Origin of the sequence: Streptomyces thermocarboxydus, assembly GCF_024760485.1 — a bacterium.
GTDB lineage: Bacteria > Actinomycetota > Actinomycetes > Streptomycetales > Streptomycetaceae > Streptomyces > Streptomyces cellulosae.
In genome coordinates this window covers 2,189,924-2,213,006 of the sequence record NZ_CP058273.1, presented here as the reverse complement: position 1 = coordinate 2,213,006, position 23,083 = coordinate 2,189,924, and the positions used below count along the sequence as shown (strand labels likewise).

16 protein-coding genes and 2 pseudogenes are annotated in these 23,083 nt (G+C 73.4%); 9 read left to right on the top strand and 9 right to left on the bottom strand.

What is annotated here, in order from left to right; translation table 11 throughout:
* Window positions 1-93 precede the first annotated feature (93 nt).
* Both AY578_RS10315 and AY578_RS10310 read left to right on the top strand, forming a co-directional pair.
* Window positions 94-876, top strand: a complete 783-nt coding sequence (locus AY578_RS10315; protein WP_136239065.1) for a sulfite exporter TauE/SafE family protein — start codon at window positions 94-96, stop codon at window positions 874-876.
* Window positions 877-972: 96 nt separating this feature from the next.
* Entirely contained in the window at window positions 973-1,329 is a 357-nt protein-coding gene (locus tag AY578_RS10310) for a hypothetical protein (RefSeq protein WP_258902282.1), read from the top strand.
* Window positions 1,330-1,708: 379 nt separating this feature from the next.
* Here the strand turns inward: AY578_RS10310 and AY578_RS10305 are convergent.
* The 3 genes and pseudogenes from AY578_RS10305 to AY578_RS10295 all read right to left on the bottom strand — a co-directional run bounded on the left by AY578_RS10305 (window position 1,709) and on the right by AY578_RS10295 (window position 3,745).
* Window positions 1,709-2,354 (bottom strand): annotated as a pseudogene (locus AY578_RS10305) (class F sortase).
* Between the two features lie 113 nt (window positions 2,355-2,467).
* Complete coding sequence (locus AY578_RS10300) at window positions 2,468-3,013, bottom strand: hypothetical protein (protein ID WP_019523200.1); 546 nt, start codon at window positions 3,011-3,013, stop codon at window positions 2,468-2,470.
* Window positions 3,014-3,331: 318 nt separating this feature from the next.
* Window positions 3,332-3,745, bottom strand: a complete 414-nt coding sequence (locus AY578_RS10295; protein WP_258907305.1) for a gamma-glutamylcyclotransferase family protein — start codon at window positions 3,743-3,745, stop codon at window positions 3,332-3,334.
* Window positions 3,746-3,944: 199 nt separating this feature from the next.
* Between AY578_RS10295 and AY578_RS10290 the strand changes: the two genes are divergently transcribed.
* Window positions 3,945-5,591, top strand: coding sequence for a M4 family metallopeptidase (locus tag AY578_RS10290; RefSeq protein WP_161107805.1), 1,647 nt, complete (start codon window positions 3,945-3,947; stop codon window positions 5,589-5,591).
* A gap of 28 nt (window positions 5,592-5,619) precedes the next feature.
* On the opposite strand, the gene AY578_RS10285 is transcribed toward AY578_RS10290, so the two are convergent.
* From AY578_RS10285 to AY578_RS10270, 4 genes are all read right to left on the bottom strand, one after another.
* Window positions 5,620-7,731: a molybdopterin oxidoreductase family protein gene (locus AY578_RS10285; RefSeq protein ID WP_136239068.1), complete on the bottom strand. Its 2,112-nt coding sequence runs from the start codon at window positions 7,729-7,731 to the stop codon at window positions 5,620-5,622.
* A 111-nt stretch (window positions 7,732-7,842) separates the two neighbouring features.
* The gene (locus tag AY578_RS10280) at window positions 7,843-8,244 is read right to left on the bottom strand and encodes a hypothetical protein (RefSeq protein ID WP_028961267.1); all 402 of its coding nucleotides are present in this window, start codon (window positions 8,242-8,244) and stop codon (window positions 7,843-7,845) included.
* A complete protein-coding gene (locus AY578_RS10275; protein WP_019523206.1) occupies window positions 8,241-8,489 on the bottom strand; it encodes a hypothetical protein in 249 nt (82 codons plus the stop codon). The genes AY578_RS10280 and AY578_RS10275 overlap by 4 nt, the downstream gene beginning before the upstream one ends.
* A 36-nt stretch (window positions 8,490-8,525) precedes the next feature.
* Window positions 8,526-9,230 (bottom strand): SanA/YdcF family protein, encoded by a 705-nt coding sequence (locus AY578_RS10270; protein ID WP_019523207.1) that lies wholly within the window; start codon window positions 9,228-9,230, stop codon window positions 8,526-8,528.
* A gap of 188 nt (window positions 9,231-9,418) precedes the next feature.
* Here AY578_RS10270 and AY578_RS10265 point away from each other — a divergent pair.
* The 6 genes and pseudogenes from AY578_RS10265 to AY578_RS10240 all read left to right on the top strand — a co-directional run bounded on the left by AY578_RS10265 (window position 9,419) and on the right by AY578_RS10240 (window position 19,279).
* Window positions 9,419-10,222, top strand: a pseudogene (locus AY578_RS10265) (sirohydrochlorin chelatase).
* Window positions 10,223-10,271: 49 nt separating this feature from the next.
* Window positions 10,272-11,579, top strand: a complete 1,308-nt coding sequence (locus tag AY578_RS10260; protein ID WP_019523209.1) for a deoxyguanosinetriphosphate triphosphohydrolase — start codon at window positions 10,272-10,274, stop codon at window positions 11,577-11,579.
* A 101-nt stretch (window positions 11,580-11,680) separates the two neighbouring features.
* Window positions 11,681-12,946: an NAD(P)/FAD-dependent oxidoreductase gene (locus AY578_RS10255; RefSeq protein ID WP_019523210.1), complete on the top strand. Its 1,266-nt coding sequence runs from the start codon at window positions 11,681-11,683 to the stop codon at window positions 12,944-12,946.
* A gap of 108 nt (window positions 12,947-13,054) precedes the next feature.
* Window positions 13,055-15,889 carry an eCIS core domain-containing protein gene (locus AY578_RS10250; protein ID WP_258902281.1) on the top strand — a complete coding sequence of 945 codons (2,835 nt, stop codon included), beginning with the start codon at window positions 13,055-13,057 and terminating at the stop codon, window positions 15,887-15,889.
* A gap of 48 nt (window positions 15,890-15,937) precedes the next feature.
* The gene (gene dnaG / locus AY578_RS10245) at window positions 15,938-17,863 is read left to right on the top strand and encodes a DNA primase (RefSeq protein WP_136239071.1); all 1,926 of its coding nucleotides are present in this window, start codon (window positions 15,938-15,940) and stop codon (window positions 17,861-17,863) included.
* Window positions 17,864-18,001: 138 nt separating this feature from the next.
* Complete coding sequence (locus AY578_RS10240; protein WP_136239072.1) at window positions 18,002-19,279, top strand: RNA polymerase sigma factor; 1,278 nt, start codon at window positions 18,002-18,004, stop codon at window positions 19,277-19,279.
* A 56-nt stretch (window positions 19,280-19,335) separates the two neighbouring features.
* On the opposite strand, the gene AY578_RS10235 is transcribed toward AY578_RS10240, so the two are convergent.
* Both AY578_RS10235 and AY578_RS10230 read right to left on the bottom strand, forming a co-directional pair.
* Window positions 19,336-21,264: an ABC transporter ATP-binding protein gene (locus tag AY578_RS10235; protein WP_026243579.1), complete on the bottom strand. Its 1,929-nt coding sequence runs from the start codon at window positions 21,262-21,264 to the stop codon at window positions 19,336-19,338.
* Entirely contained in the window at window positions 21,264-22,997 is a 1,734-nt protein-coding gene (locus AY578_RS10230; RefSeq protein WP_026243580.1) for an ABC transporter ATP-binding protein, read from the bottom strand. The genes AY578_RS10235 and AY578_RS10230 overlap by 1 nt, the downstream gene beginning before the upstream one ends.
* Window positions 22,998-23,083 lie beyond the last annotated feature (86 nt).

Sequence of the window (23,083 nt, the reverse complement as noted above, 5' to 3'; positions counted from 1 at the left end):
GAGGCCGTCGAGGGGGCGGGTGTGAGGAGGCCAACCTCAACAAACGCTCATCTTGATGGACGCAGCATCTATCCGCTTCATAGGGTCGCGGCCATGCCCGACATATCGCTGACCACGGTCGTCCTGCTCTGCGTGGCCGCGCTCGCCGCCGGCTGGATCGACGCCGTGGTCGGCGGCGGAGGGCTGCTGCTCCTGCCCGCCCTGCTGCTCGGCCTGCCCGCCGGCACCCCCGCCGCGCACGCGCTCGGCACCAACAAGGCGGTCGCGATCGTAGGCACCACCGGCGCGGCCGTGACGTATGTCCGCAAGGCGCCGGTGGACGTGCGGACGGCGGTGCGGATCGGGCTCGCCGCCCTCGCCGGGTCGTCGGGCGGGGCGTTCCTCGCGGCCGGGATGAGCACGGAGGTGCTCAAGCCGGTGATCATGGTGGTGCTGCTCGCGGTGGCCGCCTTCGTCATCCTGAAGCCCGCCTTCGGCACCGCGCCCGCGCCCGGCCCGGCGACCCGCCGGCAGATCCTCGCCGCGATCGGCCTGGCCGGCCTGGGCATCGGCTTCTACGACGGCCTGATCGGCCCCGGCACCGGCACGTTCCTCGTCCTGGCGCTCACCGCCCTGCTCCACCTCGACCTGGTCACCGCCTCCGCCACCGCGAAGATCGTCAACTGCTGCACCAACGCGGGCGCGCTGGTCACCTTCGCCTGGCAGGGCGCGGTGCTGTGGCAACTGGCGGCGCTGATGGCGGTCTTCAACCTCGCGGGCGGCACCCTGGGCGCCCGCACCGCCCTGAAGCGCGGCAGCGGCTTCGTCCGCGTGGTCCTGCTGACGGTGGTGTTCGCGCTGGTGGCGAACATGGCGTACGAGCAGTGGCTGGCGTAGGCCTGGGCACGGGGGTGTCCGGTGGGGATACTGGGCCGGACCCATGATCACCTCACGAGAGGCACGGCCATCGCCAGACCCACGGTCGCCGCACCGTTGAGAGCCGCTCTCGCCGCCGCAGCCGTCTGCGCGGCCGCCACCGCCTGCGGCACAACGCCCGAGCCCGATGCGAAGGCGGCGATCTCCCCGCCCGCGACGGACACCGCCGCCCCTCCCGTCACCGCCGTGATGCCCGACGTCACCGGCGGCAACGCGCTCCGCGCCCAGGAGCAGATGGACGGCACCCAGGTCCGCTTCGAGGACGCCACGGGCAAGGACCGCGAGGTGGTGGACCCGCAGGCCTGGCGCATCTGCGACAGCAGGCCGGGCGCGAACCAGCAGATCACGTCGTATCCGGTGGTCCTCCTGGTGGTCCCGGCGACCGAGTCCTGCCCGGCCCAGGCGTCGGGCTGAGACGCGAGGGCAGGGACGCCGGGCCGGAAAACGGGACCGTCGGCGAAGCCCGTCGCCGGTGGGTCCCGGCCCGGCCGGCGCGCGGAGGCCGGAGCGGTCGGGCAGGGCGGGGGCCGAGTCGCCGGGCCGGTGGACCTGAGCCTGCGGGAACGGCGCGCCGCCCAGGCGCCGGAAACGCCGCGGCTCCAGGCCCGCGGGGTGCCCGAGCTGCCGGAGGGGCCGGGGTCACGGACCACCGGACTCCGGGGGTGTCCGGAGCGTGCCACCAGGGCGTGGCGCCGTCGGGGCGTCAGACTCCGAAAGCGCCTGAGCCGTCGGGGCGGTGGGCTCGGGCGTACCGGGGTGCCCGGGCGCCCGTCGGCAATGACTCCCGGAGGGGTCAGCGGGTGCCCGTCAGGTGGGCGTACACCACCACGTTGCCCTGGTAGCCCGTCGTGGGGGAGTAGCCACCGCCGCAGGTGATCACCCGGAGTTCCGGGCGGGACGCCGCGCCGTAGACCTTCTCGTCGGGGAAGTCGCGGGCGTCGTACGCCTCGACGGCGTCCACCGTGAACACGGCGACCGTGCCGTCGCGCCGGTCGGTCTCGATCGTGCTCCCCTTGCGCAGGGCGCCGAGGGAGTAGAAGACGGCCGGGCCGTCGGCGTTGTCGACGTGGCCCGCGACGATCGCGGTGCCCCGCTCGCCGGGGGTGGTGCCCGCCTCGTACCAGCCGGCCAGGTCCGGACGGTCGGCCGGCGGCACGTCCAGGGAGCCGGCCGGGGTCAGCCCCAGTCCGGTCAGCGGCGCGTCCACGCCGATCGCGGGGATCCGCACCCGGTCGGGCGGCGACGGCGGCAGCGCGGGCGCCGCACCGCGCCGGGCCGTGCGCGTCGAGCTCGGAGTGCGCCTGCGCGGCGGACGGCTGCGGCGGGGCGTCGCCCCTGCCGTCCCGCAGCAGCACGGCCCCCGCGCACAGGGCGCACACCGTGACGGCGGCTATCGCTGCGTTGCCCGGACTCCCGGTCCGGCGGATCCTGCGGCGCATGGGCTGACCTCACCTCGGGTGGGCCCCGTGCCCCCCTCCGGGCCGCGAGGGGCGTCGGACCCGGAGGGGGAGGGGATTGCGGTACCAGCGGGACGGGCAGCGGAGGATGCCCGTCAGATCCCGTCGCCTCTCGCCCGGCGATGCAGGAGCCAGGTACCGCCCGCGGCGGCGACGGCGAGGGCCGTCACGCCTGCCGCGGTCTGCACGGGGTCGGTGCCCAGCGCGCCACCGACCCCCGTCTTCACGCTTCCTCGCGGAACCACCAGTTCCGCGTCGGGCGTCAGCGTCACCACGAGGTCCCCGGCCACCCGGCGCCCGCTCCCGGCGCACGCGACGACGATCTCGTACGTCCCCGGCTGCGCGCCCGGCGGCACCTGGAACTGCCCGATCGCCTCCCCCTCGTGCGTGCTCGGCGTCAGCGTGAACCGGCCCGCGCCCACGGCGGAGGCGTCGCCCGCCGCCGTGCCCTCCTCGCCGCACGCCGCGGTGTTCGCCGAGACCTGCGCGCCCGGGGCGACGGACGACGGGTACATCCGCAGACCGGAGGTCGACGGGCCGGGGGCCTCCCCGGCGTACGCGGGGGAGGCGAGAAGCCCCGCGGTGGCCACGGCGAGTGCGGCGCCGGTCGTGCCGGTCAGCAGCCGGGCGGTACGTCGCATCGATGCTCCCTCGAGCTCACGGAGGCGACCCGGCCCGCGGCACCCCCATGTGCCGCCGTCGACCGCGTCCCTGCTCCTCCGAGGTAAGTGCCCCCGCGCCCGCACCGCTCCCTGAGGGGGCGTCAGGGCGGCGGCTGAACGGGTGTCAGGGGAGCCGGGGTGCTTCCGAGCGGGGGTTCCTTTCCGCAGGTCAGGAGCGCGACGGCGGGCGCAGGGGTGGTGTGCGGGCGGATTGGGCCGGGCGGGGCGGCGAAGGGCTGACCGGGCGAGGGCCCACAGGGGTGCCGGCTCCCGGGGGGCGGGGCACCGCGCGCCGCCTCACCGCACTCCCCGCCAGTCCCCGCCCTCCACCCGCGTCCCCCGCGCCCGCAGCCGCGCCGTGACCGCCGGGGCGGCGACGTACACCCACGCGCGGACCGCCGTGCCGTCGGCCTCCCGCACCACCGGCCGCTCCACCCGGTCGTACAGGTTCCGGGGGTCGCCCGGCACGTACTCCTCCAGGCGGTCCAGCAGCGCCAGCAGCTCCGCGTACGCCTCCGGCCGAGCGGTGACCAGCTCGCCCCGCACCTCGCCCTCCGGGGCCTCGACGGCGTACGGGTAGCCGGGCCCCTCGTACAGCACCGCGCCCCGCAGCAGGGCCGATTCCTCACGCGCCGTGCGGCCGCGCAGGAAGCGGTCGTGGTTGATCTCGCCGGGGCGGAGGGTGCCGTAGACGAAGAAGGGGAGGTTCACTCGCTTCACCTGCGCGGACGGTCGGCGGAGCCCCTCTGCACGGAAGTGCCACCGGAGCCTTGCGGGAACGATTCTCTCCCCTCACACACCCCCACATTCGCGCTATGGACATGACAGTCGGGGCGCCACTTGAATCGCGGGCACCACCCGCGCCGCCCCGCTCCCCACCCGTGCCGGGGCGCCCGTTCCAGGAGACCGCTTGAGCCCGATACGGCATGCCCGACGTTCCCGTCTCGCCGCCGCGGGAGCCGCCGTCACCGGCGCCGCCCTGCTGGCCGCCGCCCTCACCCCCGCCACCGCCGGCGCGGCCGACCGCCCCACCCGCGCCGCCGCGATCGACGCCGCCGCCTCCGTCCTGGCCGAGCAGGCCGACGCCCTCGGCCTCACCGCCGCCCAGAGGACGAAGGTCCGCGACGTCGTCGTCGACGCGGACGGCAGCCGCCATGTCCGCTACGACCGCACCTACCGCGGACTCCCCGTGCTGGGCGGCGACTTCGTGCTGCACCTCGCCCCCGACGGCTCCTACCGCGACGTCACCCGCGCCACCCGCGCCGCGATCGACCTGCCCACCGTCTCCCCGCGCCTCGCCGCGCCCCGCGCCGCCGACCTCGCCGCGAACCTGCTGCGCGCCGCGCACCTCGGCGAGACCCTGAACCGGCTCACCGCCCGTCCCCAGCTGGTGGTCGACGCCCTGCACGGCGCCCCCCGCCTCGCCTGGCGCACCGACGCCGCCGCCCAGGACTCGGCCGGCAACCCGGTCGCCCGCACCGTCCTCACCGACGCGCACACCGGCGCCCGCATCGACGCCTGGGACCGCCTGGAGAGCGCCACCGGCGACGGCAAGTCCCTGTACGGCGGCACGGTCCCGCTGGAGACCACGCAGACCGCGTCCGGCTACGAGCTGAAGGACCCCACCCGCGGCGGCACCTACACCGGCGACGCGGCCAACGGCACCGACCTGTGCGTCCTCGTCGTCTGCGTGATCCGCGCCCCCGCCCCCGTCGTCACCGACGCCGACAACCACTGGGGCACCGGCACCACCGCCGACCGCGCCACGGTCGCCGTGGACGCCCAGTACGGCACCGACGTCACCTGGGACTACTACGAGGACACGCACGGCCGCCGGGGCATAGCCGGCGACGGCAAGGGCTCGTACAACCGCGTCCACTACGGCAACGCCTACAACAACGCCTTCTGGGACGACCGCTGCTTCTGCATGACCTACGGCGACGGCGACGGCACCCAGATGGGTCCGCTGGTCTCCCTGGACGTCGCCGGGCACGAGATGACCCACGGCGTCACCTCGAAGACGGCCGGGCTGACCTACTCCGGCGAGTCCGGCGGACTGAACGAGGCCACCTCCGACATCTTCGGCACGCTGGTGGAGTTCCACGCGGCCAACGCGCAGGACCCGGGCGACTGGCTGATCGGCGAGGAGATCGTCCGCGACGGCTTCGGGAAGGACGCCCTGCGCTACATGGACCGTCCCTCCAAGGACGGCAAGTCGGCGGACTGCTGGGACGCCTCGGTCAAGGACCTCGACGTCCACTACTCCTCCGGCGTCGCCAACCACTTCGCCTACCTGCTCGCCGAGGGCAGCGGCGCGAAGACCGTGGGCGGCGTCGCCCACAACTCCCCGACCTGCGACGGCTCCACGGTCACCGGCATCGGCCGCGCCAAGCTCGGCAAGATCTGGTACCGCGCGCTGACGGTCCACATGACCTCGTCGACCGACTACGCCGGCGCCCGCACCGCCACCCTGAAGGCGGCGGCGGACCTCTACGGCGAGGGCGGTGCCGAGTACAAGGCGGTCGCGGCCGCCTGGAGCGCGGTGGGCGTGGGCTGACCCGCCCCCTGTTCCGGAGGCGGTGCGCTCAGGGGCGAACCGCCTCCAGGCGTACCGCGCACGCCTTGAACTCCGGCATCCGGGACGTCGGGTCCAGGGCGGGGTTGGTGAGGGTGTTGGCGCGGCCCTCACCGGCCCAGTGGAACGGCATGAACACCGTGTCCGCCCGGATCGACGTGGTGATCCGGGCCGGGGCCACCGCCCTTCCGCGTCGCGACACGACGGCCACCGGCTCGCCCTCGGCGGCGCCGATCCGCTGCGCGAGCCGCGGGTGCAGCTCCACGAACGGGCCGGGCGCGGCGGAGTTCAGCTCCTCCACGCGCCGCGTCTGCGCGCCGGACTGGTACTGCGCCACGACCCGCCCGGTGGTGAGCAGCACCGGGTACTCCTCGTCGGGCTCCTCCGCGACCGCCCGGTGCGACACCGGCACGAACCGCGCCCGGCCGTCCTCGGTGGCGAACCGGTCGAGGAAGAGGCGGGGGGTGCCGGGGTGGACGGTCTCCTCGGCAGTCTCCCGTTGGTCGGGGCAGGGCCAGAACACCCCGTTCTCCTCGACGAGCCGCCGGTACGTGATCCCCGAGTAGTCCGCAGGGCCGCCCTCGCTCGCCCGGCGCAGCTCCTCGAAGACCTCCTCGGGGTCGGTCGGGAAGCGCTTTTCGGGGCTGCCCTCGCCGCCCAGCCGCGCCGCCAGCCCGTGCAGCACCTCCAGGTCGCTGCGCACGCCCGGCGGAGGGGGGATCGCCCGGCGGCGCAGCAGCACCCTGCCCTCCAGGTTGGTGGTGGTGCCCGTCTCCTCCGCCCACTGCGTCACCGGCAGGACCACGTCGGCGAGTTCGGCCGTCTCCGACAGCACCACGTCGCACACCGCGAGGAAGTCCAGCGAGCGGATGCGCTCCTCGACGTGCGCGGCGCGCGGCGCCGACACCACCGGGTTGGAGCCCATCAGCAGCAGCGCGCGGATGTCCCTGCCCAGCGCGTCCAGCAGCTCGTAGGCGCTGCGGCCCGGTCCCGGCAGGCTGTCCGGGCCGACGCCCCACACCTGCGCGACGTGCGCCCGCGCGGCCGGGTCGGTCAGCTTGCGGTAGCCCGGCAACTGATCGGCCTTCTGGCCGTGTTCGCGCCCGCCCTGACCGTTGCCCTGGCCGGTCAGACAGCCGTACCCGGACAGCGGGCGGCCGGGCCGGCCCGTCGCCAGGGCCAGGTTGATCCAGGCGCTCACCGTGTCGGTGCCCTTGGCCTGCTGCTCCGGGCCGCGCGCCGTGAGCACCATCGCGTTCTCCGGCTCGCAGAACAGCCGTGCAGCCTCGCGCAGTCGCGGCACGGAGACGCCGGTGATGCGCTCCACGTACTCCGGCCAGTGCGCCATCGCCGCGGCCCGGGTGTCCTCCCAGCCGGTCGTGCGCTCCCGGATGTACTCCTCGTCGGTGCGCCCCTCGGCGACGACCAGGTGCAGCAGGCCCAGGGCCAGCGCGAGGTCGGTGCCGGGGCGCGGCGCCAGGTGCAGGTCGGCCTGCTCGGCGGTGCGGGTGCGGCGCGGGTCGACGACGATCAGGGTGCCGCCGTTCTCCTTCAGCTCGGTGAAGTAGCGCAGCGCCGGCGGCATGGTCTCGGCCGGGTTGGAGCCTACGAGGATCACACAGCCGGTCCTCGGGATGTCCTCCAGCGGGAACGGCAGCCCGCGGTCGAGGCCGAACGCCCTGCCTCCCGCGGCGGCGGCCGACGACATGCAGAAGCGGCCGTTGTAGTCGATCTGCGAGGTCCCCAGCACCACCCGGGCGAACTTCCCCAGCGAGTACGCCTTCTCGTTCGTCAGCCCGCCTCCGCCGAACACCCCGACCGCGTCGGCGCCGTGCTCCGCGCGGGCGCCGCCGATCCCCTCGGCGATCCGGTCCAGCGCCTCCTCCCAGGACGCCGGCTCCAGCGTGCCCGCCGCCGACCTGACCAACGGCGAGGTCAGCCGCACGGCCGACGACAGCACGGCCGGCGAGGTCCGCCCCTTCCCGCACAGCGCCCCCCGGTTCACCGGGAAGTCCGCGCGCTCGCTCACCTCGACGCTCCGCCCGTCGGCGGCCGGCGTCAGGTTCATGCCGCACTGCAGCGCGCAGTAGGGGCAGTGCGTGGACGTCAGGGTGTTTCGCATACGGCCAGGCTGCGCTGCCGGTGTTACGCACCACGCCGACCGCTGTTACACCCCGGACACGGTGCCCTCTCTGCCGCCGGACGACCCCGGTGAGGCACCGCCGCGCCTGCCTCAGATGCCGACGAGCCGGACACGGTCCCTGCACAGCCGCGCCATGTCGTCGATGTCGGAGGTCAGTATGACCACGGGGCCCGGCTGGCGCAGCGCCATCTCGGCCACCGTCGCGTCGATCGCGTACTTGTGCCCGTGCAGGCCGGCCGCTTTGAGCAGCTCCGCAGCCGCTCTCGCTGCCTGCTCGGTCACCGGCTCGACCCTGACGCGGGACAGCGCCCACCGCATCCGGGCGGTGTTCACCCGTGCGTGACTCACCTCGACGATGGTGTTGGCTCCTACGACGAAGTCGGCTCCCGCCGAGTGGAACACCTGGAACATCGCGGCGATCTTGCGGTCCTGCGCGATCCAGGCGGAGAGCCCTTCGGCGTCCAGGACGACCGTCTCGACGTGCCCGCTCACGCCGCGCTCGCCGAGCCGCCGGCCTCGGTGTCGTCGAAGATCCGGGAGCGGGCCTCTGCCAGTTCCTCCTCGGTGAAGGCGCCGTACTCCTCCTGATGACGCAGGAGATCCGCCCCGAGCAACTGGTACCGCAGCTGACGAGCCACGGCTTCGGCGACATAGCCGGAGACGTTGTCGGTGAGCTTCTTCAGCTCGGCGACCTGCTCCGTCGGGAGGGTCACCGTGATGCGCGTCGTATCCGCCATGGGTAAAAGCATACTCCGGTATGCGCGCGGGAGCTGTCAGTCCGGCGTGCCGGAACGCGCGGCGTCCGCCAGCGCCCTCCGCACCCCCGGCTCCTGGGGCCCCAGGAAGTGGGGGTCCGGCCGGAACACCGCGTCCAGGGCCGCCTTGCCCGCCGCCAGGACCTCGCGGGCGCCGCCGTAGTACCAGGTGACGTCGTGGCGGTCGTCCACGCCGACGCCGTACGACGTGACGCCGGCCGCCTCGCACAGGGCCACCGCGCGGCGGATGTGGAAGCCCTGGCTGATCAGGACCGCCCGGTCCACCCCGAAGATCTTCCGGGCGCGCACGCAGGAGTCCCACGTGTCGAAGCCCGCGTAGTCGCTCACGATCCGCGTGGCCGGCACCCCGTGGCGGGTCAGGTAGGCGCGCATCGCGTCCGGCTCGTCGTAGTCCTTCCGGCTGTTGTCGCCGGTGACCAGCACCACCTGGATCCGCCCCGCGCGGTACAGCTCCGCCGCCGCGTCCAGCCGGTGCGCCAGGTACGGCGACGGCTCCCCGTCCCACAGGCCCGCGCCGAACACCACGGCCACCTCGGTGCGCGGCACGTCGGCGACGGTGCGCAGCCGGTCGCCGGTGCTCAGCCGCAGCCAGGTCGCCGGCAGCAGCGCCAGCACGCACACCGCCGCCAGGGCCTGCACCAGCCGCCGCTGTCCCGCACGGGTGCGGGGCAGCCGCGGACGGCGGACGGTGATACGGCGCATGGGACGGCCTCCCCCGGGTCGGTCCATGACTCGGTAGACGTGCGGCAGGCACCTCCGGTTCGCCTTCTGTGACCGGTGTCACCGGCGGCCGTCGCCTCACACCGCCCCTCGCCCCCGCGTGAACACCCCGCAAACACCCGTGACCCCGGCGCAACGGCGGGGCAACCTCGTCCGGTCACGCTCGCTGCATGACGGCGTACCCGATGCACCCCGGCGCCCGGTCCCGCCCGGCCGCCCCGCCCCCCGCCCTCGTCGTGGCGGCCCACGGCAGCCGCGACCCGCGCGCCCTGGCCACCGCGCTGCGGCTGCTGGAGCGGGTCCGCGTGCTGCGGCCCGGTCTGCCCGTGCACCTGGGCCACATCGAGCTGAACGCCCCGCTGCTCCCCGGCACCCTCGACGAGCTGGCCGCGTCCGGCGCCGGCTCCGCCGTACTGGTGCCGCTGCTGTTCGGCCGCGGCCACCACGTCACCCGGGACATCCCCGACGCCGCCGCCGCGGCGCCCCTGCCGACCCGCGTCGCCGACCCCCTCGGCGCCCACCCCCTGCTCGTCGACGCCCTGCACGCCCGGCTCACCGAGGCCGGCTGGCAGCCGCCCCAGGACGCCGAGGAGCGCCGCCGCAGCGCCGTGGTGCTGGCCGCCGCCGGGTCCCGCGCGCCCGCGTCCCGCGCCGACACCGAGCGCATCGCCGCCTGCTCGCCGCCCGCATCGGCGTGCCCGTCGTAGCTCGACCTCCACGCCCGGGTCGCCGCGCCCACCGTCCCCGAGGCGGTCCGCGCCCTCGCCGCCCGCGGCCGTGCCCGGGTCGCCGTCGCCTCCTGCTTCACCGCGCCCGGCCGGTTCGCCGCCGAGTGCGCGGACGCGGCCCCCGGCACCGTCGCCGACCCGCTGGGCACCCACCCCGCGATGGCCCGCCTGCTCCTCCACCGCTACGACCAGGCACTGCGGACCGCCGCCCCGGTCACCGGGCCGGCCGCCCTCGCGACCGCCTGACACGGCCACCGGTGTCCGGGATGTCGCCGGCCGGGGCTACTGTCGGGTCATGGAAGGCATCACGTCCGGCACGACCGACCCGTCCGCGCACCACCTCCCGCCCGCCGGGTACGACCCGTCGGCCGTCGAGCGCTGGGCCGCCGAGCCCGACAAGCGCCCCGGCCGCACCGCCTTCCAGCGCGACCGGGCCCGCGTGCTGCACTCCGCCGCGCTGCGCCGCCTCGCCGGCAAGACGCAGGTCGTCACCCCCGGCGAGCAGAGCCAGGTGTGGGACGCCAGCCCCCGCACCCGCCTCACCCACTCCCTGGAGTGCGCCCAGGTCGGCCGGGAGCTGGGCGCCGCCCTCGGCTGCGACCCCGACCTGGTGGAGGCCGCCTGCCTCTCCCACGACCTCGGCCACCCGCCGTTCGGGCACAACGGCGAACAGGCGCTGAACGAGTTCGCCCGCGACTGCGGCGGCTTCGAGGGCAACGCCCAGTCGCTGCGGCTGCTCACCCGCATCGAGCCCAAGCGGTTCACCCCCGACGGCTCCGTCGGCCTCAACCTCACCCGGGCCACCCTCGACGCGGCCACCAAGTACCCCTGGCCGCGCGGCGCCCACCCCACCGACCCGGCCTCCGTGAAGTTCGGCGTCTACGACGACGACCGCCCGGTGTTCGAGTGGCTCCGCAAGGAGGCCCCCGGCACCCGCACCTGCTTCGAGGCGCAGGTCATGGACTGGGCGGACGACGTGGCGTACTCGGTCCACGACGTGGAGGACGGCCTGCACGCGGGCCACATCGACCCCAACTGCCTGCACGCCGACCCGGAGCGCGACGCCGTCTTCGCGGTCGCCGTCGGCCGGTACGTCCCGGCGGACACCGACCCCGCCGAACTGGCCGAGGCCCTCGACCGGCTGCTCGCCCAGGAGTGGTGGCCGCACGGCTACGACGGCACCGCCGTCGCCCAGGCCCGCCTCAAGGACGCCACCAGCCAGCTCATCGGCCGCTTCTGCCTGGCCGCCGAGGGCGCCACCCGGCAGGCCTGGGGCGGCGGCCGCCTCACCCGGTACGCGGCCGAGCTGGTCGTCCCCCGCTCCACCCGTATGGAGTGCGCGGTCCTCAAGGCCGTCGCCGACCGGTACGTCATGCAGCGCGCCGAGCAGGAACGGCTCCGCGCCGACCAGCGCGTCGTCGTGCTGGAGCTGGCTCAGGCGCTGACCGCCCGCGCGCCGGAGGGGCTGGACCCGCAGTTCCGCGCGCTGTTCGACCGGGCGCCGGACGACCGCGCCCGCAAGCGGGTGGTCGTGGACCAGATCGCCTCCCTGACGGACGCCTCGGCCCGCTCGCTGCACGCCCGGCTTACGGCCGGTACGTGAGGCAGACGTGAGAGAGGTGGCCTGATCGGGTCACTCCCCCTTCCCGCAGCCTTCCGCGTGCGGGAGGCTCGCTGGTGGCAACGCTCGAAGGAGGCATTCACGTGGTCGACGCGGATCAGACTTTCGTCATCGTGGGAGGCGGCCTGGCCGGCGCCAAGGCGGCCGAGACGCTGAGAGCGGAGGGCTTCACCGGCCGCGTGATACTGATCTGCGACGAACGCGACCACCCCTACGAGCGCCCGCCGCTCTCCAAGGGCTACCTCCTCGGCTCGGCGGAGCGCGACAGCGTCTTCGTGCACGAGCCCGCCTGGTACGCGCAGCACGACGTCGAACTGCACCTCGGCGCGACCGCAGCCTCGCTCGACCGCGCCGCGAAGACCGTCCGCTTCGGCGAGGACGGCACCACCGTCCGCTACGACAAGCTGCTGCTCGCCACCGGCGCGGAGCCCCGCCGCCTCGACATCCCCGGCACCGACCTCGTCGGCGTCCACCACCTGCGCCGCCTCGCCCACTCCGAGCGCCTCAAGGGCGTCCTCGCCTCCCTCGGCCGGGACAACGGTCACCTGGTGATCGCCGGCGCGGGCTGGATCGGCCTGGAGACCGCGGCGGCCGCCCGGCACTACGGCGCCGAGGTCACCGTCGTCCACCGGGGGCCGACCCCGCTGCACTCGGTGCTCGGCCCCGAACTCGGGGCGCTCTTCGCCGAGCTGCACAGCGAGCACGGCGTGCGGTTCCACTTCGGCGCCTCGCTCACCGAGATCACCGGCCAGGACGGCATGGTCCTCGCCGCCCGCACCGACGACGGCGAGGAGCACCCGGCGCACGCCGTGCTCGCAGCGATCGGCGCGGCCCCGCGGACCGCCCTCGCGGAGGCGGCGGGCCTGGAGCTGGCCGACCCCGCCTCCGGCGGGGGCGTCCTCGTCGACGAGCGGCTGCGGACGTCCGACCCGGACATCTACGCGGCGGGGGACGTCGCGTCCTTCCCGCACGGGCTGTTCGGGACGCGGCTGCGGGTGGAGCACTGGGCGAACGCGCTGAACGGGGGACCGGCGGCGGCGCGGTCCATGCTGGGGCGGGACGAGATCTACGACCGGGTCCCGTACTTCTTCACCGACCAGTACGACCTGGGCATGGAGTACTCGGGGTGGGCGCCGCCCGGGTCCTACGACCAGGTGGTCGTCCGGGGCGATGCGGGGAAGCGGGAGTTCATCGCGTTCTGGGTGCGGGAGGGGCGTGTTCTGGCGGGGATGAACGTGAATGTGTGGGACGTCACGGACCCGATCCAGGCGCTGATCCGGGCCCGGCGGGCGGTGGACACGGAGGCGTTGGCGGATCCGCATGTCCCGTTGGAGAGCCTGGTCGCCTAGGAGGACACCACGACCGGTGGGTTCGCCGGCGGCTGGTGCAGCCCGCTTTCCCTTTCGGGCAGGCGAATCGGGCCGGAACGGCCTGGAGCCGGCGGGGCGGGGCGGCCGATGATCGGAGCATGCGTCGACAGGAGCAGCAGGACACCGCCGCTCGTCCCGCCCGCACCGCGCCCGCTGTCGCGCGCCCGACCGGCACCGCAGGGCCGGCGGGATCCGGCGGCCCTGCGGCCGCGACGGGCCGCGACGGGGCTGCCGGCCCTGCAACGCGCCGCGGGCAACGCCGCCGTCGTCCGGGCGCTGGAACGGCAGCGGGCCGCAGGACCCCACCCGCACCGCCCTTCCGGCGGCCACGGCGACCAGGCCTCCGTGCAGCGCCACGCCCACGGGCCCTCCTGCGGCCACGACGAGGCCGCGCCGGTGCAGCGTTCCTCCGTGCCGGACGTGCTGGGGACCGCCGGACAGCCGCTGGACGGAGCGGTCCGCGCGGAGATGGAGGCGCGGCTGGGCGCCGACTTCTCCGACGTACGGCTGCACACCGGACCCGCCGCCCAGCGCTCGGCGGCCGAGATCGGGGCCCGCGCCTACACCTCCGGCAACCATGTCGTCATCGGCGCCGGCGGTGCGGACCGGCACACCCTGGCCCACGAGCTGACGCACGTCGTCCAGCAGCGTCAGGGGCCGGTCGAGGGCACCGACAACGGCGCGGGGCTCAGCGTCTCGGACCCCTCCGACCGCTTCGAACGCGCGGCGGAGGAGAACGCCCGCCGCGCCCTGGCCGGGCCCGTGCCCACCGGGGCCCCGCCCGTGCAGCGGACGGCCGCCGCTCCCGCCCGCGGCGGCGGGGGGATCGCCGTGCAGCGCCTCGGCGGCGGCGAGGCGCCCTTCGACCACGCCCAGTACTACGCGAGGACCGGCTGGCAGCAGGCGGCCGAGGAGTTCGAGAAGCGGCTCGGCGCCTACTGCTTCGGACACCCGAAGGCGCTCGCCGCGGCGCGCGCGGCCGTGAACCGGCTCAAGCAGCTGCTCATCGCCTACGCCCGCACGGAGCACAAGGACCCGGCGCTCGCCAACAAGGCGTTCTTCAAGAACGACAGAACGAGCGCCGGCCAGGTCGGCGAGGGCATGGCCACCGAACAGATCAAGGAGTTCTTCTCCCGGGACGGCAACGTCCGCGAACTGGTCACGGCCCTCTACAACGCCGCCTACTACAACAAGGGCACGGAACTCTCCCTCAAGCGCGTCCTCGAAGGCGTCCTCGGGCCCAAGCCGCAGCTCGCCTCGACCCTCGGCATGAACGAGGAGGAGCTGAAGAAGCACTCCGCGTTCCTCAACAGCTGGTCCAGGCTGCCCATGTGGGCCGCGGCCAACCTCGTGGGCAAGGGCTACAACTACGAGAAGGACCCCTACGCGCTGGGCAACCTGCTGTGGCAGTCGAACCCGGAGAGCTTCGCCGGCGACACCCGAGAAATGATCAACAGCCAGGGGCCGCGCACGCCCCGGAGCGAGGCGGACAAGGAGGCCCACCGCAAGACCCCCCGCGACTACGCGGACCGCGGCGCCCCGCTCAGCGCGCGCGAACTGGCCTTCGCCGGCAAGCCCGGCCCTGACGACAAGCTGCCCTGGGACGAGGGCGCCGCCTACTGGGAGATCCGGCAGAACGAGTCCTGGCCGCGGCAGAACGCCGCGCGCGGCATCCCGACCGTCGCCGGCATGTCCGGGACCACCACGCGGATGCTCAAGACCTTCCAGTGGATCAACGTGCCCGGGGCGGACGTCTTCGACTTCCGGATGGCCGTGATGGGCTGGATGCTGCCGTCCTGGGACCACTCGCTCTACGAGATCCTGCGCGGCTCCTGGGCGGCCGGGGTCAAGGGACCGGGCGAGTCCGCGGCCCGGGCGGGCAAGGGGGCGGCGCTGATGTACCAGAACATCGCGCCCTTCACGGAGGAGGAGCTGCGGCAGCACGTCTGCGTCGACGGACAGTTCCCGCACGAGCTGATGTACCTCGCCGAGGCGAACAAGCCGCGGACGGAGGATCCCGCGACGAGCGGGTTCATGGAACCCGGACAGACGGCTGCTGCCGAAGCGCGGGACCAGTACGACGCGTACGTGGCGGGCGCCCCGGCACACGCGGCCGTCGCGAGGACCTTCAAGCCCGCCCACGCGACCGCGCTGCGGACGTACACCGGCGGCGGGCACGCGATGATCAACTCGGTGGTGCGCAGCCGGCTGCTGCCGGAGGGGTACGCCCCGCACGGAACCGCCGGCGTGGCCACGGCCGCCGCCGAGGCGGCCTCCCTGCGGCAGATCAAGGAACACCTCCGGTGGGCCGCCCGGACCCCCGGCACGGAGAAGGTGGCCACCCTGAACGAGGACCCGGTGATCCGGCGGCTGCTCCCGCAGGCCCGGGGCACGGACCCGGTGGCCAGGAAGACGGCGACGGACGTCATCGACGCGCGGATCGAGGTCCTCGCCCCCGTGCTCTTCGAGGAACTCAAGATGCACGCCGACATGACGATGGAGGCGTTGAACCGGCTGCCTCCCGTCACCGGCACCGTCTTCCGCGGCGACTGGAACCTCGGCGGGGAGAGCTCGGTCTTCCAGATCGGCAAGCAGGCCGCGCTGAACTACCGGCCGGGCTCCGTCTTCACCAGCTCCTTCGACAGCACCAGCAGGAGACAGGACGTGGCCATGGACTTCATGCGCGGCCAGCGGGTCTCCGGCACCGTGACGCACCGCATCCTCCTGGAGCTGAACCTCACCGGGAAGTACGGCCGTGACATCGACGACTTCCACGAGTACCAGGGCACCGAGGCGGAGGTCCTGCTCATGCCGGGCGCGAACTTCGAGGTCACCAGGAGCGAGTGGGAGCAGGACCCGCGCCACAAGTCGGCCGACGGCGGAAGCGACTGGTACGAGCACGTCTGGGCGACGGAGGTGTGAGGTCACGCACGCCCCGGGGATGTCATGGCGCACCCGTAGAATCGACGCGTGGCAGGACGGATCAACGACGAGGACGTGAAGGCGGTTCGGGACGCGGTCCCGATCGACGCCGTGGTGTCCGAGTACCTCCAGCTGCGGAACGCGGGCGGCGGCAACCTCAAGGGCCTCTGTCCGTTCCACGACGAGAAGTCGCCGTCCTTCCAGGTCAGCCCGAGCAAGGGACTCTTCCACTGCTTCGGCTGCCAGGAGGGCGGCGACACCATCACGTTCGTGATGAAGATCGACCACCTCACCTTCTCGGAGGCGGTCGAGCGGCTGGCCGGACAGGCCGGCATCACCCTCCGTTACGAGGAGGGCGGGTACAACCCGTCCCACCAGCGCGGTGAGCGCATCCGGCTGGTCGAGGCGCACAAGCTGGCCGCCGAGTGGTACGCGGAGCAGCTCGCGACCGGCCCCGAGGCGGAGACCGGCCGGGTCTTCCTCGCCGAGCGCGGCTTCGACCAGGCCGCCGCCGTGCACTTCGGCGTCGGCTACAGCCCCCAGGGCTGGGACCACCTCACGCGCTTCCTGCGCGGCAAGGGGTTCAGCGACAAGGAGCTGGTGCTCTCCGGGCTCGCCCAGGAGGGCCGCCGCGGACCGATCGACCGGTTCCGGGGCCGGCTGATGTGGCCCATCCGCGACATCGGCGGGGACGTCGTCGGCTTCGGCGCCCGCAAGCTGTACGAGGCGGACAACGGCCCGAAGTACCTCAACACGCCCGACACGGCGATCTACAAGAAGTCGCAGGTCCTCTACGGCATCGACCTGGCGAAGAAGGACATCGCGAAGTCCTCCCGCGCGGTCGTCGTCGAGGGCTACACCGACGTCATGGCCTGCCACCTGGCGGGCGTGACGACCGCCATCGCCACCTGTGGCACCGCGTTCGGCACCGACCACATCAAGATCCTGCGGCGTCTGCTGATGGACAACGGCTCGGCGCGGGTGATCTTCACCTTCGACGGCGACGCGGCCGGGCAGAAGGCGGCCCTGCGCGCCTTCGAGGACGACCAGAAGTTCGCCGCCGAGACCTACATCGCCATCGCGCCCGACGGCATGGACCCCTGTGACCTGCGGCTCGCGAAGGGCGACGAGGCGGTCGCCGACCTGGTCGAGCCGCGCACCCCGCTGTTCGAGTTCGCGCTCCGCCAGATCGTCAGCCGCTACGACCTGGACACCCCGGCGGGGCGCGCCGCCGCCCTGGACGAGGCCGCGCCGGTCGTCGCCCGGATCAAGAACAGCGGCGCGCAGCACGAGGTCGCCGTCCAGCTCGCCGGGATGCTCGGCATCCTCGACACGCAGTTCGTGGTCAAGCGGGTCGCGCAGCTCGCCCGCTGGGCCCGCGACCGCGGCGGCAAGGGCCCGGCCCCGGAGCGCGGCCGTCCCGGAGGCGGCGGCGCCCAGCAGTACGCGGCGGCCCCGGCCGCCCCGCGCGGCCCCGCCCTGAACCTCCGCAACCCGGTCTTCGCCACCGAGCGCGAGCTGCTCAAGCTGGCCCTCCAGCGCCCGGAGCTGGTCTCGCCCGCCTTCGACGCGTACGGCGTCGACGAGTTCACCGCCCCGCCCTACGCGGCCGTACGCCAGGCGATCCTGGACGCGGGCGGCGCCGAGTACGGCGTCCAGGACCCGCAGGAGTACCTGATCCGCGTCCGCGACGCCGCCCCCGACGACACCGTCCGCGCCATGGTCACGGAGCTGGCGGTGGAGGCGATCATGCTGCACCGGGGCGTCAAGGACGCCGACGAGACCTACGCGGGCGCCCAGCTCGTCACGGTCCGCCGCCGCGCCGTCGAACGCCGCATCCGCGACATCACCAGCCGCCTCACCCGCCTCGGCAACCACGGCGACCCGAGCGAACTGGCCGCCGTCCAGAACGAACTCTGGGTCCTCCAGCAGTACGACCAGGCCCTCCGCGAACACGGCGCGGCAGCGCTCTAGACAGGCCGTCTCCTGCGCACACCTCCCGCTCCGAGGGACGTTGGCCCCTGCGGATGACCGCGCGGTGACCGGACGGATGCAAAAAGTCATCGCACGCCCCTCGTGGGGACGATGTGTCGTACCCCACACTGGGGGGCGGTGCCTGAGTCCTCGGAGCGCGGCCGGCCCGTCGGTGACGGGTCGCACACCCCCGCGGTTCCGCTCATCGCGTACGGGACGGACAGCGGCAAGGCCGTCGACTCCGCCCCTGAAGTACCGCTGCCCCACCCCCAGGCAGCGATCATCCTGGAGGTCGCCCCCGTGCAGACCCAGACCCTCACCCAGACCGACAGCGACGTCGTCGGCGCAGCGCCGGACGCGGATCTGCTGGTGGCGATGCCCGCGCAGAGCCGCGGCGGGCAGCGTCCCGGGACCGGAACCGAGGACCCCGTCGAGGCCGGGCCGCCGGACGTCGTGGAGCCGTCCGAGCCGCCCGTCGACCCGAGGGTGCGGCCCGAGACCGGCGGTCCCTCCTCCGACCTGTTCCGCCAGTACCTGCGGGAGATCGGCCGCATCCCGCTGCTCACCGCCGCCGAGGAGGTGGAGCTCGCCCGCCGGGTCGAGGCCGGGCTGTTCGCCGAGGAGAAGCTGCGCCGCACCCCCGACCTGGACAGCCGGCTCGCGCACGACCTGGACCGGCTCGTCGTCATGGGCCGTATGGCCAAGCGCCGGCTGATCGAGGCGAACCTGCGGCTCGTGGTGTCCGTGGCCAAGCGGTATGTGGGCCGCGGGCTGACCATGCTCGACCTGGTGCAGGAGGGCAACCTCGGCCTGATCCGCGCCGTCGAGAAGTTCGACTACGCGCGCGGCTTCAAGTTCTCCACGTACGCGACCTGGTGGATCCGGCAGGCCATGTCCCGCGCCCTCGCCGACCAGGCCCGCACCATCCGCGTGCCCGTCCATGTCGTGGAGCTGATCAACCGGGTGGTGCGCGTGCAGCGGCGGATGCTCCAGGAGCGCGGCTACGAGCCGACGCCGCAGGAGGTCGCCGCCCATCTGGACCTGCCGCCCGAGCGGGTGGGCGAAGTGCTGCGGCTGGCCCAGGAGCCGGTGTCGCTGCACGCACCCGTGGGCGAGGAGGACGACGTCGCGCTCGGCGACCTCATCGAGGACGGGGACGCCGCCAGCCCCGTGGAGTCGGCGGCGTTCCTGCTGCTGCGCCAGCACCTGGACGCGGTGCTGTCCACGCTGGGGGAGCGCGAACGCAAGGTGGTGCAGCTGCGCTACGGCCTGGTCGACGGCCGCCCCCGCACCCTGGAGGAGATCGGCCGCCTCTTCGGCGTGACCCGTGAGCGGATACGGCAGATCGAGTCCAAGACCCTCAACAAGCTCCGCGACCACGCCTACGCCGACCAACTGCGGGGCTATCTCGACTAGGGCCTGTCCGGCGGGGTGCCGGAGGGGCCGGCGGCCGCCCCTCCGGCACCCCCACCTCAGTCCACCTCCGCCACCGCCTGCGCGAACTGCGCCTTGTACAGACGGGCGTACGCCCCGTCCGCCGCCAGCAGCTTGTCGTGCGCGCCCTGTTCGACGATCGCGCCGTTCTCCATCACGAGGATGGTGTCCGCGTCCCGGATCGTCGACAGCCGGTGCGCGATGACGAACGACGTACGGCCGTGCGCCAGCCGGGCCATCGCCTTCTGGATCAGCACCTCCGTCCGCGTGTCCACGGAGCTCGTCGCCTCGTCCAGCACCAGGATCACCGGGTCCGACAGGAACGCCCGCGCGATGGTGATCAGCTGCTTCTCGCCCGCGCTGACCCCGCTGCCCTCGTCGTCGATGACGGTGTCGTACCCGTCGGGCAGGGTGCGGATGAACCGGTCGGCGTGCGCGGCCCTGGCCGCCTCCTCGATCTCCTCCCGGGTGACCTCGCGCGAGGCGCCGTACGCGATGTTCTCCGCGATGGTGCCGCCGAACAGCCAGGTGTCCTGCAGCACCATGCCGATCCCGGCGCGCAGTTCGTCCCGCGTCATCCGCGCGATGTCCACCCCGTCCAGGGTGATCCGCCCGCCGGACACCTCGTAGAACCGCATCAGCAGGTTCACCAGCGTGGTCTTGCCGGCGCCGGTCGGGCCGACGATGGCGACCGTGCGGCCCGGTTCGACCGTCAGCGACAGATCCTCGATCAGCGGCTTCTCCGGGTCGTAGCGGAACGACACATGCTCCAGCTCCACCCGCCCGCGCAGCTCCTTCGGACGTTCGGCGGGCGACGGGTCGGCCTCCTGCTCCGCCGCGTCCAGCACCTCGAAGACCCGCTCGGCCGAGGCCACGCCCGACTGCACCAGGTTCGCCATCGACGCGATCTGCGTCAGCGGCATCGAGAACTGCCGCGAGTACTGGATGAACGCCTGCACGTCCCCGATGGACAGCGACCCGGACGCCACCCGCAGCCCGCCGACGACCGCGACCAGCACGTAGTTGAGATTCGACACGAACATCATCAGCGGCTGCATCACACCGCTGTTGAACTGCGCCCGGAACCCCGCCTCGTACAGCGCCTCGTTCTCCTCGGCGAACTTCCGCGCCGACTCCTCCTGCCGCCCGAACACCTTCACCAGGGCGTGCCCGGTGTACATCTCCTCGACGTGCGCGTTGAGCGTGCCCGTGGAGCGCCACTGCTGCACGAAGTGCGGCTGCGACCGCTTGCCGACCCGGGTGGCGACCACGAACGACAGCGGCACCGTCACCAGCGCGACGAGCGCCAGGATCCAGGAGACGTAGAACATCATCGCCAGCACGCCGATGACGGTGAGCAGCGAGTTGATCAGCTGCCCCATCGACTGCTGGAGCGTCTGCCCGATGTTGTCGATGTCGTTGGTGGCCCGGCTGAGCACCTCACCGCGCTGCCGCTTGTCGAAGTACGACAGCGGCAGCCGCGACAGCTTCGTCTGCACGTCCTCGCGCATCCGGAACATGGTGCGGTTCACGGCCCGGTTCACCAGCCGCGTCGCCACCGCCATCAGCAGGCCCGCCGCGCCGAACACCGCCAGCGCCAGCAGCAGCACGTGCCCCACGGCGGTGAAGTCGATGCCCTGACCCGGTGTGAAGTCCGTGGAGCGGAGCATGTCGGCGACCTGGTCGTCGCCGCGCTCCCGCATCGACTCCAGCACCTGCTCCTTGGTGGCGCCCTCCGGCATGTCACGGCCGACGATGCCCGCGAACACCAGGTCGGTGGCCCGGCCCAGGATCTTCGGCCCGACCACGCTGAGCCCCACGCTCAGCACGAGACAGGCCAGCAGCCCGTACATGGTGAGGCGTTCCGGTCGGAAGCGGCCGAGCAGCCGCTTGCTCGAGCCCTTGAAGTCGATCGACCGCTGGCCGGGTGCGACCCCCGCCGTCATCCGGCCCCCTGGCCCCGCCATCAGGCCGCCTCCGCTTCCGTCAGCTGGGAGAGCACGATCTCCCGGTAGGTCTCGTTGTCCGCCATCAGCTCGTGGTGCCGTCCGGTGCCGACGACCCGGCCCTCGTCCAGCACCACGATCCGGTCGGCGTCGCGGATGGTCGCCACCCGCTGGGCGACGATCACCACCGTCGCCTCGGCCGTCTCCCGCGCGAGCGCCGCGCGCAGGGCCGCGTCGGTGGCGTAGTCGAGCGCGGAGAAGGAGTCGTCGAAGAGGTAGATCTCCGGGCGCTGCACCAGCGTCCGGGCGATCGCGAGGCGCTGGCGCTGACCGCCGGAGACGTTCGTCCCGCCCTGCGCGATCGGCGCGTCGAGCCCGCCCTCAAGGCGCTCCACGAACTCCTTGCCCTGTGCGACCTCCAGCGCGTGCCACAGCTCCTCGTCCGTGGCGTCCGGATTGCCGTAGCGCAGATTGGTCGCCACCGTGCCCGCGAACAGGTACGGCTTCTGCGGCACCAGTCCGACGGTCCGGGCGAGCAGCACCGGGTCGACGTCCGCCACCGGTACCCCGTCGACCAGGACCTCGCCCTCGGTCGCGTCGAACAGCCGCGGCACCAGCCCGAGCAGCGTGGACTTGCCGCTGCCGGTCGAGCCGATCACGGCGGTGACCTCACCGGGCCGCGCCACCAGGTCCACCGCCCGCAGCACCGGCTCCTCGGCGCCCGGGTAGCGGAAGCCCGCGCCCCGGATCTCCAGATGCCCGTGCCGGCGCAGCTCGGTGACCGGCGCGGCCGGCGGCACCACGCTCGAGGAGGTGTCCAGCACCTCCTGGACACGCTCGGCGCACACCTCGGCGCGCGGCACCATCATGAACATGAAGGTGGCCATCATCACGGACATGACGATCTGCATCAGATAGGCGAGGAACGCCGTCAGGTCGCCGATCTGCATCCCGCCGCTGTCGATGCGGTGCGCGCCGAACCACACCACCGCGATCGACGACAGGTTCACCACCGTCATGACCACCGGGAACATCAGCGCGAGCAGATTGCCGGTGCGCAGCGCCACATCGGTCAGCTCGGTGTTGGACCCGTGGAACCGCCGCTGCTCGTAGGTGTCCCGCACGAACGCGCGGATGACCCGGTTGCCGGTGATCTGCTCGCGCAGCACCCGGTTCACCGTGTCGAGCCGCTGCTGCATGGTGCGGAACAGCGGCCGCAGCCGGCGCACGATCAGCGTCACGCAGATACCCAGCACCGGCACCACCGCGACCAGCACCCCGGACAGCGGCACGTCGAGACCGAGCGCCAGCACCACACCGCCCACGCACATGATCGGCGCCGACACCATCAGGGTGAACGCCATCAGGGTGAGCATCTGGATCTGCTGGACGTCGTTCGTCGTCCGCGTGATCAGCGACGGGGCCCCGAAGTGACCCACCTCACGGGCGGAGAAGGACTGCACCCGGTCGAACACCGCGGCGCGCAGGTCCCGCCCCAGGGCCGAAGCGGTCCGGGCCCCGTAGTACACGGCGCCGACGTTGCAGACGACCTGCACCAGCGAGATGCCGATCATCAAGCCGCCGTAGCCAAGGATGTAACCCGTGTCACCTTGGACGACACCGTTGTCGATGATGTCCGCGTTCAGCGTGGGCAGGTAGAGCGTGGCGCAGGTCTGCAGGAACTGCAGGACCACCAGAAGAACGAGGGACTGTCTGTAGGGCCGTAGGCGGTCACGTAGAAGTCGTATGAGCACGCTGCATCTCTCGGAGTGGACGAAGGGGCCGATCGGTTGCCCGTGGCCCCTATCGTCGAACACTCCACCCGCGTTACCTCAACCCA

What these genes read in the sequence shown, in the direction of transcription:
- AY578_RS10315 (WP_136239065.1), top strand. Translation starts at nt 94, where the DNA reads ATGCCCGACATATCGCTGACCACGGTCGTCCTGCTCTGCGTGGCCGCG.
- AY578_RS10300 (WP_019523200.1), bottom strand. Translation starts at nt 3,013, where the DNA reads ATGCGACGTACCGCCCGGCTGCTGACCGGCACGACCGGCGCCGCACTC.
- AY578_RS10285 (WP_136239068.1), bottom strand. Translation starts at nt 7,731, where the DNA reads ATGCGAAACACCCTGACGTCCACGCACTGCCCCTACTGCGCGCTGCAG.
- AY578_RS10275 (WP_019523206.1), bottom strand. Translation starts at nt 8,489, where the DNA reads ATGGCGGATACGACGCGCATCACGGTGACCCTCCCGACGGAGCAGGTC.
- AY578_RS10270 (WP_019523207.1), bottom strand. Translation starts at nt 9,230, where the DNA reads ATGCGCCGTATCACCGTCCGCCGTCCGCGGCTGCCCCGCACCCGTGCG.
- AY578_RS10260 (WP_019523209.1), top strand. Translation starts at nt 10,272, where the DNA reads ATGGAAGGCATCACGTCCGGCACGACCGACCCGTCCGCGCACCACCTC.
- AY578_RS10250 (WP_258902281.1), top strand. Translation starts at nt 13,055, where the DNA reads ATGATCGGAGCATGCGTCGACAGGAGCAGCAGGACACCGCCGCTCGTC.
- AY578_RS10235 (WP_026243579.1), bottom strand. Translation starts at nt 21,264, where the DNA reads ATGGCGGGGCCAGGGGGCCGGATGACGGCGGGGGTCGCACCCGGCCAG.